Genomic DNA, 12,288 nt, shown 5'->3' with positions numbered 1-12,288 from the left:
TCAAATAAATTTATTTAAAAACTCATCTACTTCAAAAAAGTATTTCTCCACTAAACTCAAATCTTCCTTTGAAAAATCCCACCACTTAATTTTCAAAAGTTGCTCAATCTTAGCATCATCAAATCTATATTTTATTATTTTGACCGGATTTCCAACTGCAATTGCATACGCAGGGATGTCTTTAGATATAATTGCGCCAGCACCTATTACAGCACCATCGCCAATTTTTACACCATCTAGGATAGTGACATTCATTCCTATAAAAACATCGTTACCAATTACAATATTTTTTGTTTCTTTAATTTTATCAACTTCACTTAATGTGGTACCATTTTGTTTTTGTGTTGAGTAAAACATAGGATGTGTTGATAAGCCGTTAGTAGGATGTATTCCCCAGCCAGAAAGTAAATTTGGGCCTATTGAACAAAACTTGCCTATTGTAGTATTATTAAGAATCACATTATTTGCGATATATGTGTATTCTCCAACATTTGAATTCACAAGTTTGTAAGGTGTATATAACTTAACATTCTCATCTAAAATACTATTGTGAATCTGTTCTTTTTCTTTTAATTCTATATCATTAAAGAGTAATTTATAAATATTTGAATTAACTCCATAGACAGCTATTATAGTTTTTTTTATAACAAAATCTAAAAAGGAAATAATTTTATTTTTAATTACTTTTTTCATTTACCTCTATTTAATTTTTCCCACAAAAACAATTCTGTTTTCTTCTAATTGTTCTTCAATGATCAAACTGAAAGACTTTATAAACTCATCTCTAAACCATTCAATAGTGTACCATTCAGGCAATACTTGTTTTATTTTTGTTTCAATACTCCATAGCCCTAGAGGCATAAATTCTACTATCACATATTTATTGGAAAACATAATAAGTCTTTCAAAAATTGCTGCTAAAGAAAATTTACCAGTTAATATTAAATGATGTGTTACAGCCAAAGAAACAGCCAAATCGGACTTTAGCCTTTTAGAAGTTCCTAATAAATCAGGTGTAAACATGAAATTTAATAAAAGAGGCGTAACATTATTAACATTTAATTTCTTACTATTTAAATATGCTTCATTTATAGCATTTTCATCATAATCAACTAAAATAATTTTTTTTAGATTCATTTCTTTAGACAATAAAAAAGAAAAATAACCTTCATTACCTGCTAAATCGATAACTGTTTCAACATCTCTCAATTCATTGATAATTTCTAATAACCTTTTAAATCTATAAGAGTAATTAACATTTTCAATATCATTGTAAAACTTACCATGGTAACCTTTCCATTGACTATCTACGATAGATTTTGAAAGTAAATCTATATTGTTCTTTATTTCCTTTTTTGGAAAGTTATCTGTTAGTCTATTTACTTTTAGATCATATCTAAAAAGTTTACTTTTTTTATTAAAAATAATTTTTAATATCTTGTTTGTAGCTTTTACAAGAAAGCTTACAATGGTAATATGTTTTCTTGATGAAAATAATACCTTTTTTCTAAAAGAAAAATTGTATCTATCAACTAATAGTAATTTATACAATCCTGATTCTTCTATATTTTGATAAGGAATTGTGAACATTCTATGAAAATTACTTTCCAATAATTTTCTAACAATCAGAAGTTCATTTTTACTCCAAAATAATAGCGGGATAAAAAACGAATTTAAAAATTCCTCGTAAGCAATCCAATGATTTTTAGATCTGATTACATCTATACTTCCAATATCTACAAAAACAGGCTTATTGTTATTAAATAAGACATTTAAGGTATGAGCATCCTTTAATTCGTACCCATATTTATTACAAATGTCATTAATTTCTAACACCATTAAGGCAGCATCCTTAAACATTTGAAAGGTCCATTCATGTTGCAAACTTTCAACTAGTCGTTCATGTTCTAAAATAAGTTGTTTACTTTCTGGAAATTCGTCTGATACAAAGGTTTGAGGTATTAACTCTTTTTTGGCTAACTCTTTAAACATATCTGAGTTAAGCAATTCCAAACAAGTATTTTGTTTTTCTTTTGATATCTGTCTGAAAACTCTATTATTATAAAAAAAAACTCTGCCAAAATCATCTATCATTGACTTATGAGAGTATTGAATATTATCCATTTAATTTATTTTAACTGTGACCACTTATGTTTATAATATACTCTTGATAATTCTGAATCTTGTAAATTTTTACCAGTATTAAAATAATCTGCGTTTTCTATAGTAAACTCAAAAGCGTTCGTTAAATAATCGATTAAAACATTCTCGCTGAAAACTGCTATATTCAAATAATAATTATCAGGTTTAATATTTAAAGATTCCTCCAATTCACAAGAGATTTCTGATTCACTTTTATCAAGGCAAATAGCGAAATTTAATAAATTGGTATCAAATCTTAAATATCCTTCATCCATGAAATTATATATTCCAATAACAATTCTCACATTTTTTAAGCTGTCTTGTTTAAGCTGTTTTAACAATAAATTAATTGTAATCTTTTCTCCAAGAAAAAAGGTGTTCTTCTTTTCACCACTTGAAATCAGATTTAGACCTGAAACTCGATATTCTCCTGTTCCTTTTCTATTAAAATCTAAAAGTTTAGTGGTTATTTTTTGCGTTAAAGTTTGGTACTTTTTTAAACTTTCATCAATTCCTCCTTTAAAAATTACCTTTCCATGTTCCAAGACAATACCCTTAGTACATAAACTTTTTACAGCGGCCATATTATGACTAACAAATAATACCGTCCTACCTTCTCCTTTAGATATATCCTGCATTTTCCCAATTGCCTTTTTCTGAAATTCAGCATCTCCAACTGCCAAAACCTCATCAATTACTAAAATTTCAGGTTCTAAAAAAGCAGCCACAGCAAACGCTAAGCGAACTGTCATTCCAGAGCTATATCGTTTTACTGGCGTGTCAATATAACGTTCGCAACCAGAGAACTCAATAATTTCATCTATTTTTGAAGCGATTTCCTTTTTAGTCATTCCTAAAATAGCGCCATTTAAATAGATATTTTCACGTCCTGTCATCTCACCATGAAAACCAGTTCCAACTTCAAGAAGCGATGCAATTCGCCCACGAGATTTAATACTTCCTGTAGTTGGTGCAGTAACCTTAGATAATATTTTTAAAAGTGTAGACTTACCTGCACCATTTTTTCCTATAATCCCTAAAACTTCTCCACGTTCAACTTCAAAATTAATATCCTGTAAAGCCCACACATACTCTGAAGTTCCTTTAGTTGAGCGATCATTTACATCTCCTATTTTTAAATATGGATTTTCTTTTCCACGAATCTTATACCACCAGCGATTTAAATCGTGTTTTATTGTTCCTGTTCCGACTTCACCTAAACGATATTGTTTTGAAATATTTTCGGCTTTTAATATTATATCTTTCATTTATACGGTATCTATAAAGCTTTTTTCTGTTCTATTAAAAACCAATAATCCAGCAAAAAAAACAGCTAATGTGAGTGCCATTGTATATACTAAACCTAAAATTGATATACTTCCAATATTTAAGAGCATATAACGAGAAGTTTCTATAACATACGCTAATGGATTGTATTCTACAATCCATCCGAATTTTGGCAATTTGGCTTTTATTAACTCCATAGGATACATTACAGCAGAGATATACATCAGTAATTGTATTCCAAAACCAAGTAAATTATTTAAATCTCTATACTTTGTAACCATAGATGAAATCAACATTCCTAAACCAAGTCCCAAAATTCCCATAAAAGCAATTAATATAGGAAAGAATAATAAAGAGCTATTTAAACTTAAATCTGCTCCTTGCCAATAAAAGAAAATATAAAAGATAACAAATATGAAAAACTGGATTCCAAATTTGATCAAATTTGAAATTACTATTGACAATGGAGTTATGATTCTTGGAAAATAAACTTTTCCAAATATTGCCGCATTAGATCTAAAAGTATCCGAAGTTCCAGTCAAGCAAGATGTGAAGTAGTTCCATACCATGATTCCTGCTAGATTAAATAAGAATGGAGGAATGGCTCCTGTATCGATACCAGCAACCTTATTAAAGATAATCGTAAAAGTGATCGATGTAAATAAAGGTTGAATTAAATACCATAGTGGTCCTAAAACAGTTTGTTTATAAACTGTGATTATATCTCTTTTTACAAACAGAAATAATAAATCTCTATATCTCCAGACTTCTCTAAGGTTAAGTGAAAAGAATTTGTTTTTGGGTGTTATTTCAAACAGCCATTCATTAGAATTTGGGGTAGGGTTCATTTTTAATTACATCAATTTGTAATAGGTTGTATATACAAAAACGTTTTAAATTAACAAGATTTTTAAACTTTTTCGAAATTCTCTAAAATAGAAAAAGGCGTTTTAAAAAAAACACCTTCTTAATATTAAAATTTTGCCCAAATGTAAAATTATTTATCGAGAACTTCAAAAGTAGAATTCATACTTTTAAATTCTGGAACAATTTTTTTCATCTTTGCTACTATATCATCATTTTCGTAAAAATCAGCAATGCCAATTAATTCATCAACATCATTATGAAGGGTTTCGTACTCATCTTGAATCTCTTGTGCAATCATGATCTTATTATGATATGTTGGAAGAGTTTTAGAAGTATCATTCAATAATTCTTCATAAAGTTTTTCTCCAGGTCTTAGACCAACAATTTTAATTTTAATTTCTTTATCTGGTATAAAACCGGCCAATTTAATCATTTTTCGTGCTAAATCAATAATTCTAACGGGTTTACCCATATCAAAAATATAGATTTCTCCACCATTACCCATCGCACCTGCTTCCAATACCAATTGGCAAGCTTCTGGGATTGTCATGAAATAACGAATAATATCTTGATGTGTAATGGTTACTGGCCCTCCTTCTGCAATTTGTTTCGTAAATAAAGGAACAACGGATCCATTTGATCCTAGAACATTTCCAAAACGAGTCGTAATAAATTTCGTGCCTCCTTCAACATTCTCTCTTTGATTTTTTAAGAACAAAGATTGAACATATTTTTCAGCAATGCGTTTACTTGCGCCCATTACGTTACTTGGATTCACAGCCTTATCTGTAGAAACCATTACAAATTTCTTCACTCGATACTTACAAGCTAAATCTGCAAGGTTTTTAGTTCCTTTTATGTTAGTTTGAATTGCCTGAGCAGGGTTTTCTTCCATTAAAGGCACATGCTTATATGCAGCAGCATGAAAAACAACATGTGGATTATAATTTTTAAATACTTTCTCAAGTGCTTTCTTGCTTCGTACATCTGCAATTACAGCAACAATTTTTGTGCTGAAATTCATTGCTTGCGTTTCTAAGCACAAATTATGCAATGGAGTCTCAGCATGATCCAAAACAATAACATTTTTCGGATTGAAATTCAGAACCTGTCTTACAATCTCGCTTCCAATTGAACCAGCAGCGCCAGTAATTAAAATTGTTTTGTCTTTTAATTGTTTAGAAATTGATTTACTATCTAGAACTATAGGTTTTCTTTCCAATAAATCTTCAATCTGTATATTTTTTACTTTTTGAGAAATTTCTTTTTGGTTTTCCCAATCAGATATTAGTGGAACGGTATATACTCTGTAGTTAAACTCTAAACACTGATCAACAATAATAAGTTGCTCGTCTTTAGTCAAGCTTTTGTCAGCAATAATTACACCTTCTGCAGCGACAGAGCGCATAAGAGCTGGAAGCTTTTTTCTTAAAATTAAGATAGGCAGATCAAGCATACGTTTAGACGCATTCTGATTATTCTTATCTACAAATCCAACAATTTTAAATCGTGAAGGAGTTTCAAATTTTAAAGCATTAGCTACTGAAATTGCATTTGCATCTGTACCATAAATAACTGTTCGCACGAGCTTTGTTGTAGCTTTTTCTGAAAAATACATTTCAAAAGTCTGTTTTACAATTACACGATATAAAAACAAACCACAAAAAGACAAAACTAAATTAATAAAAAGGGCAGTATTTAGAAAAGCTTTATGTCCTGTGTACAATTCAAATACTAAATTCACAAATAAGAAAAACACTAAAACTGACATCTGTGAAAAAAGCAGTTTTATGGCATCTATGTAGGAAGAGTGCCTAATAATTCCAGAATATGTTCTAAAAAGCCAAAAGAAAAATATATTGACCGTTATTAAACTGGCTACAAAATAAAAATCGTGCGATGTTATAATATATCCTATTGCGGTTCCATCAAAGAGCAAATAAGTAAATGAAAATGAAAAAAACAAAACCATTACATCAATTGCAACAATAATCCATCTCGGCAAATAACTCAAATTATTGATATTTGCTCTAAGATTTCTTGGAGAAAAAGTTCGATACAACAAAGAGGTTATATTATTTGGTTTTTCTGTATTCAATTTATCATTTTTTAAGTCAGTAAAATTTGAACTTTATACAAAAATACAAATTAAAGGTTTTAAATAATTACTTAATAGGTGTAAATTAAATTTTAACACCTCTTTTCTTTTGTTTCAAAAACTCCAATAGGTAAGTTCCATAACCTGATTTAAGTAGTGGCTGAGCCAATTCCTCAAGTTGAACATCATCAATAAATCCTTGTCGCCAAGCAATTTCTTCGATACATCCTACTTTTAACCCCTGTCTTTCTTCAAGAACTTGTACAAATTGTCCAGCTTGCATCAAACTGTTAAAAGTTCCTGTATCCAGCCAAGCTGTTCCTCTGCTTAATATACCTACTTTTAATTTCCCTTTTTCAAGATATACTTTGTTAACATCTGTAATTTCGTATTCACCACGAGCACTTGGTTTTATATTTTTTGCTATATCTACTACAGAGTTATCGTAGAAATATAATCCAGGCACAGCATAATTTGATTTAGGCTTCAATGGCTTTTCTTCGATAGAAATAGCATTTTTATTTTCATCAAATTCAACCACTCCATATCTTTCAGGATCGGAAACATGGTATGCAAAAACAACTCCTCCTTCTGGATCAGCATTATCTTTTAAAAGTTGTTGCATATTAGTTCCAAAGAAAATATTGTCTCCTAGTACTAAAGCCACCTTATCTTTCCCGATAAATTCTTCGCCAATTACAAAAGCTTGAGCTAAACCATTTGGATCTGGCTGTTCGGCATAACTGAACTTACATCCTATTGCATTTCCGTCTCCTAAAAGCTTTTTAAAATGTGGTAAATCATGTGGAGTAGATATAATTAAAATCTCATTGATTCCGGCCATCATCAAAGTTGACAATGGATAATAAATCATGGGTTTATCATAAACAGGCATTAATTGCTTGCTTACAGCTAATGTCAATGGGTGCAATCTTGTGCCAGAACCTCCAGCTAATATAATACCTTTCATAAAAATTAATTTTAGATTTAGATTTTAGATTTCTCAAGTTCTCTAAAAGATCTTAGGTTTTTAAACAAATATTTTTTTTAAACTTTCTTTATAATGAGGAACATCTACATTATAAATTTTCTTTATTTTTTCCTTATTTAATAATGAAAAGCTTGGTCTTTTTGCTGGAGTTGGATAAGATAATGATGGAATTCCTCCTACTTTACAATTATAATTCCCTAACTCTTTAATGCTTAAGGCAAATTCATGCCAACTAATTTCGCCTTCATTTGAATAATTATAAATTCCTGGGATCCATTTTGAAGATTCGATGATATCAATCATTGCTTGTGCAAGATCAGCAGCATAAGTTGGCGAACCAATCTGGTCATTTACAACATTAATTTCATCTTTTTCCTGCATTAATCTTTGCATCGTTTTAACAAAGTTATTTCCAAACTTACTGTAAACCCAAGAAGTTCTAATTATAATCGATTCACGATTTTCTTTTAAGCAAGCGATTTCGCCAGTCAATTTACTCTCTCCATAAACATTTATAGGGCTAGTTTTAGCTTCTTCATTTAAAGCAACGGACGAAGAACCATCAAATACATAATCTGTTGAAATATGAATTAATTTGACATCATGTTCTGCACAATATTTTGCAATTAATTTTACCGCTTCGTGATTTATTCTAAAAGCTAAATCCCTTTCAGATTCAGCTTTATCAACAGCAGTATAAGCTCCACAATTAAATATAATATCAGGGCAAATTTCTTCTAATTGAGATTGAAGCATTTCTAAATTATCTAATGACGCTTTCGTTCTATCAGCAAATATCCATTCGTACTGACAATAAGAAGGTGCTAAAACTGAAAGTTCAGATCCCAATTGCCCTGTTGCACCAGTTACTAGAATTTTTCTCATTAAAATAAGCTATTACAATTTTCAATAAAAGGCAAAATTTGGTCTTTTTCTGAAACTATTGCTTCATCTAAATTCATTCCCCAATCAATATTCAAAGATGGATCATCATATTTGATTCCGCCTTCAGAAGCTTTATTATAAAATTGGTCACACTTATACATAACCGAAGCTGTTTCGCTAATAACAGAAAATCCGTGAGCAAACCCTTGTGGTACCAATAATTGTTTTTTATTCTCTGCTGATAATAAAATGCTAAACGCTTTTCCATATGTAGGAGAATCTTTTCTTAAATCTACGGCAACATCAATAATTTCTCCTTCTAAAACGCGAACTAGTTTTGTCTGTGCGAAAGGAGGGTTTTGATAATGTAAGCCTCTTAATGTACCTTTTTTTGAAAATGACTGATTATCCTGAACAAATTCAATATTAATTTCTAAATCTTCAAATTTAGTTTTACTATAAGATTCAAAAAAGTAACCTCTTTCGTCTCCAAATACTGTTGGTTCTACAACTACTAAGTCTTTTATAAATGTTTCTTCGATTTTCATTTTAAAATTTTATATTCGTTTAAAGAAATTTATAATAACTTCTTTTATTCTCCTTTTGTCTTTATCAGTTAAATTCGATCCTGATGGCAAACATAATCCTTTTTCAAATAGGTTTTCTGCAATTTTATTTCCATAATACGGATATTTTTCAAAAACTGGCTGAAGATGCATTGGTTTCCATAACGGTCTACTCTCTATGTTAGCTTCGTCAAAAGCAAACCTTAAACTTTCTCTTTCTTTTTTTGTTTCTAATAATATTGTATTTAACCAATAATTAGAAAAAAAATCATCACTTAAAGTTTCAAAGAGTTGTACATTTTTAATATCCTTAAAAATGCCTCTATAAAATAAATGATTGTCTTGTCGAAGATTAATATTCTTTTCTAAAATTTTCATTTGCCCAAGACCAATTCCAGCACAAATATTACTCATCCTATAATTATAGCCTATTTCACTATGCTGATAATGTACAGCCTTATCTTTTGATTGAGTTGCATAGAAAATGGCTTTTCCCTTTATACTTTTTGAATTTGTAATTAATGCTCCTCCACTGGAAGTGGTAATAATTTTGTTCCCATTAAAAGATAAAATCCCAAAGGTTCCGAAACCACCACATTTTTTTCCTTTATAACTACTTCCGAGAGCTTCTGCACTGTCTTCAATAATTGGTATTTCATATTTATCAGCAATTGCATGTATTTCATCTACTTTATAAGGCATACCATATAAATGAACTGCTATAATTGCTTTTGGTTTTTTTCCCTTTTTTATTCTGTCTTTTATAGCTATTTCAAGATTCTCAGGACAAATATTCCAAGTATCGGCTTCACTATCTACAAATATAGGATCTGCATTCTGATATAAAATTGGATTAGCTGAAGCCGAAAAAGTCATGCTTTGGCAAATTACCTCATCACCAGCTTTAACACCTAACAAAATTAGAGCTAAATGTATTACAGAAGTTCCTGAATTTGATGCAACTACAAATTTTTCATGTTTAAAATAATTCTGAAGTTCATCTTCAAATTCATCAACATTGGGTCCCCCAGAAGTGATCCAATTCGATTTTAGAGCTCTCTTAATATACTCTTGCTCATAACCACTTTCTTGAGATAATGACAAGTAAATTCTATTATCTTTCATTATTTGAATAACCAATAACTTGGTGGATAGCGAACATCGTCATCGCTTACATTTGCTAAAGGCAATGTAGAAAAGGATATTAATTTTGAATTTTCTTCTAGAGATTCTACTGCATTTGCATAACCGGCCGGTATGTGAACAATTTTGCTATCAGATTCTGTAACTAAAACAGTCTCAATAGCCAAATCTTTTGAAGGATTCTCCCAATTGTCAATTTTTATAAAATGAATTTTAAAAGAACCTGAAAGACAATAAAAATTTTTAGTATCTAATTTATGTCCTTGCCAAGCCCGAATAGGATTTTCCTTAGAATTACTTATAATGTAAAACCTTTCAATATCTGTAAAGCTAAAATCATTCACATATGAAATACTTCCCCGATGATCTGAAAATTTTCCTCCCTCAATTATTTTAGGCTCCATGATTCAAACGTAAATTATTTTTGTTTAACAAATAAAACTTTAAGGAGTAAAGCAACATTAATGGTAAAATTACAATTATGAATATAATTGCATCTTGAACTTTTTGATAAAGAAAAATCACTAAAAAGGAAATTCCCGTCTGAATTAAAGCATATAAAAGAGATACTAATCGATGTTGGATTTTATATTCATTACTTAACACTTGATACAAATGCAATCTATGCGCTTCAAAAATGTTTTGTTTAAGGTAAAGTCTATGTAAGATTGTACAAACCGAATCAACCCCATATACTGCTAAAAACAATAGCCAAATAATAGATTCCGTTACAAGAATTAGTTTTACAACCAAATAAATTATCCAAAAAGCTACGGCAATACTTCCAACATCTCCAGCAAAACATTTTGCTTTTTTTCTATAATTAAAAAACAGAAAAATTAGACTAGCAATCATTGCGTACTTTATAAACATTCCATCAATGAAAAGCTGAATTTTTGTATTGACATACAATAATGATCCCATTACAACTAAAGTATAAAGACCAGTAATTCCATTAATTCCATCCATAAAATTATAAGCATTTATTAGCCCAATGGCCAGTATGTAAGAAATTACAACCCCAAAAACAAGCATTAAATGAAATAAATTTAAATCATAAAAAATCAGAGTAATTGAAAGAAAATGAACTGCAATTCTAATTTTATTTGATAAACTTTGAATATCATCCCAAAAACTAACTAAACTGACAAAAGTTATACCAGTAAAGAAAAAATAATTACTTTGGATATGCTGCGTAAAATAAAGTAAGGCAGAAAACCAAAAAATGATCCCACCTCCTCTTAATGTTATTTCTGTATGAGAACTTCTTTGATTTGGTTTATCAATTATATTAAAATGATCAGCTACTTTAAAATAAAGTAGCATTATGATCATTAAAACAATCCCTAGAATCGTATATTCCATTTTATGAAATTATTCCCAGTTAGTATCTTTTATTTCGTCATAAACTTTTTGGATACCTTCTTCTAAACTTGTTTTAGCTTTCCAGCCAAAACCGTTCAGCTTTGAAACGTCCATCAATTTACGAGGTGTACCATCGGGTTTAGAAGTATCTGTAAGAATTCCACCTTCATAACCAACTATTTTTTTAACCAAAACTGCCAAATCCAAAATCGAAATATCCTCTCCTACTCCAATATTTACAAGCCCTTCTTCGTTGTAATTTTCCATTAAATAAAAACAAGCTTCTGCAAGATCATCGGCATGTAAAAATTCTCTTTTCGGGCTACCTGTTCCCCAAATTGTTACAGACTCATCATTATTTCGTTTTGCAGTGATGAATTTTCTTAACATTGCGGGAAGAACATGGGAGTTCTTCAAATCGTAATTATCGTTAGGGCCATATAAATTAGTAGGCATAACAGAAATGAAATTACATCCAAATTGATCTCTGTAAGCATCACACATTTTAATTCCTGCAATTTTTGCAATTGCATAAGGTTCATTTGTCGGTTCTAATTCCCCTGTTAGCATGTATTCCTCTTTTAAAGGTTGAGGAGCCATTTTAGGATAAATGCATGAAGATCCTAAAAACATTAATTTTTTTACGTCATTTAAATAGGATTGATGTATAACGTTATTTTGTATCATCAAATTTTCGTAAATAAAATCTCCTTTGTAAGTATTATTCGCGATAATTCCTCCAACTTTTGCCGCGGCTAAAAAAACATAATCTGGCTTTTCTTCAGCAAAGAAATCTGCAACAGCTTGCTGATTTCTCAAGTCCAATTCTGAAGAGCTTTTCAAAACAAAATTTGTAAACCCTTCAGTTTTTAATTTTCTCAAAATAGCCGACCCGACCATGCCGCGATGCCCTGCTATATATATTTTATCGGTTTTGTTCATAT

At 30.0% G+C, this 12,288-nt stretch carries 12 protein-coding genes; all 12 read right to left on the bottom strand.

Going from position 1 to position 12,288, the window contains the following annotated elements; genetic code table 11:
• Nucleotides 1–693 (bottom strand): CatB-related O-acetyltransferase, encoded by a 693-nt coding sequence (locus BB050_RS10805; RefSeq protein WP_066033570.1) that lies wholly within the window; start codon nt 691–693, stop codon nt 1–3.
• Nucleotides 694–699: 6 nt separating this feature from the next.
• On the bottom strand, nt 700–2,124 hold the full coding sequence (locus BB050_RS10800; RefSeq protein WP_066033569.1) for a class I SAM-dependent methyltransferase: 1,425 nt from the start codon (nt 2,122–2,124) through the stop codon (nt 700–702).
• A 5-nt stretch (nt 2,125–2,129) separates the two neighbouring features.
• Nucleotides 2,130–3,410 (bottom strand): ABC transporter ATP-binding protein, encoded by a 1,281-nt coding sequence (locus BB050_RS10795; protein WP_066033568.1) that lies wholly within the window; start codon nt 3,408–3,410, stop codon nt 2,130–2,132.
• A complete protein-coding gene (locus tag BB050_RS10790) occupies nt 3,411–4,277 on the bottom strand; it encodes an ABC transporter permease (protein WP_066033567.1) in 867 nt (288 codons plus the stop codon).
• A gap of 149 nt (nt 4,278–4,426) precedes the next feature.
• Nucleotides 4,427–6,394 (bottom strand): polysaccharide biosynthesis protein, encoded by a 1,968-nt coding sequence (locus BB050_RS10785; RefSeq protein WP_066033566.1) that lies wholly within the window; start codon nt 6,392–6,394, stop codon nt 4,427–4,429.
• A gap of 85 nt (nt 6,395–6,479) precedes the next feature.
• Nucleotides 6,480–7,364, bottom strand: coding sequence for a glucose-1-phosphate thymidylyltransferase RfbA (gene rfbA / locus BB050_RS10780; protein WP_066033565.1), 885 nt, complete (start codon nt 7,362–7,364; stop codon nt 6,480–6,482).
• 60 nt (nt 7,365–7,424) lie between these two features.
• On the bottom strand, nt 7,425–8,270 hold the full coding sequence (gene rfbD, locus BB050_RS10775) for a dTDP-4-dehydrorhamnose reductase (protein ID WP_066033564.1): 846 nt from the start codon (nt 8,268–8,270) through the stop codon (nt 7,425–7,427).
• Nucleotides 8,270–8,818, bottom strand: coding sequence for a dTDP-4-dehydrorhamnose 3,5-epimerase (rfbC, locus tag BB050_RS10770; RefSeq protein ID WP_066033563.1), 549 nt, complete (start codon nt 8,816–8,818; stop codon nt 8,270–8,272). Before rfbC ends, rfbD begins: the two co-directional genes overlap by 1 nt.
• Nucleotides 8,819–8,827: 9 nt before the next feature.
• Nucleotides 8,828–9,961 (bottom strand): DegT/DnrJ/EryC1/StrS family aminotransferase, encoded by a 1,134-nt coding sequence (locus BB050_RS10765; RefSeq protein ID WP_066033562.1) that lies wholly within the window; start codon nt 9,959–9,961, stop codon nt 8,828–8,830.
• A complete protein-coding gene (locus tag BB050_RS10760) occupies nt 9,961–10,383 on the bottom strand; it encodes a WxcM-like domain-containing protein (protein ID WP_066033561.1) in 423 nt (140 codons plus the stop codon). The genes BB050_RS10765 and BB050_RS10760 overlap by 1 nt, the downstream gene beginning before the upstream one ends.
• Nucleotides 10,373–11,344 (bottom strand): MraY family glycosyltransferase, encoded by a 972-nt coding sequence (locus BB050_RS10755; protein WP_066033560.1) that lies wholly within the window; start codon nt 11,342–11,344, stop codon nt 10,373–10,375. The genes BB050_RS10760 and BB050_RS10755 overlap by 11 nt, the downstream gene beginning before the upstream one ends.
• Before the next feature lie 9 nt (nt 11,345–11,353).
• Nucleotides 11,354–12,286: a GDP-L-fucose synthase family protein gene (locus BB050_RS10750; protein ID WP_066033559.1), complete on the bottom strand. Its 933-nt coding sequence runs from the start codon at nt 12,284–12,286 to the stop codon at nt 11,354–11,356.
• Nucleotides 12,287–12,288 lie beyond the last annotated feature (2 nt).

The sequence above is a fragment of the Flavobacterium anhuiense genome (assembly GCF_001705175.1).
GTDB classification, from domain to species: domain Bacteria; phylum Bacteroidota; class Bacteroidia; order Flavobacteriales; family Flavobacteriaceae; genus Flavobacterium; species Flavobacterium anhuiense.
The sequence above is the reverse complement of the archived record's forward strand: the minus strand, read 5'-3'. Positions and strand labels throughout refer to the sequence as shown.

Coding starts and splice junctions, on each gene's coding strand:
- BB050_RS10795 (WP_066033568.1), bottom strand. CDS start 3,410: ATGAAAGATATAATATTAAAAGCCGAAAATATTTCAAAACAATATCGT.
- rfbA (WP_066033565.1), bottom strand. CDS start 7,364: ATGAAAGGTATTATATTAGCTGGAGGTTCTGGCACAAGATTGCACCCA.
- BB050_RS10760 (WP_066033561.1), bottom strand. CDS start 10,383: ATGGAGCCTAAAATAATTGAGGGAGGAAAATTTTCAGATCATCGGGGA.
- BB050_RS10750 (WP_066033559.1), bottom strand. CDS start 12,286: ATGAACAAAACCGATAAAATATATATAGCAGGGCATCGCGGCATGGTC.
- BB050_RS10765 (WP_066033562.1), bottom strand. CDS start 9,961: ATGAAAGATAATAGAATTTACTTGTCATTATCTCAAGAAAGTGGTTAT.
- BB050_RS10800 (WP_066033569.1), bottom strand. CDS start 2,124: ATGGATAATATTCAATACTCTCATAAGTCAATGATAGATGATTTTGGC.
- rfbC (WP_066033563.1), bottom strand. CDS start 8,818: ATGAAAATCGAAGAAACATTTATAAAAGACTTAGTAGTTGTAGAACCA.
- rfbD (WP_066033564.1), bottom strand. CDS start 8,270: ATGAGAAAAATTCTAGTAACTGGTGCAACAGGGCAATTGGGATCTGAA.
- BB050_RS10755 (WP_066033560.1), bottom strand. CDS start 11,344: ATGGAATATACGATTCTAGGGATTGTTTTAATGATCATAATGCTACTT.
- BB050_RS10805 (WP_066033570.1), bottom strand. CDS start 693: ATGAAAAAAGTAATTAAAAATAAAATTATTTCCTTTTTAGATTTTGTT.
- BB050_RS10790 (WP_066033567.1), bottom strand. CDS start 4,277: ATGAACCCTACCCCAAATTCTAATGAATGGCTGTTTGAAATAACACCC.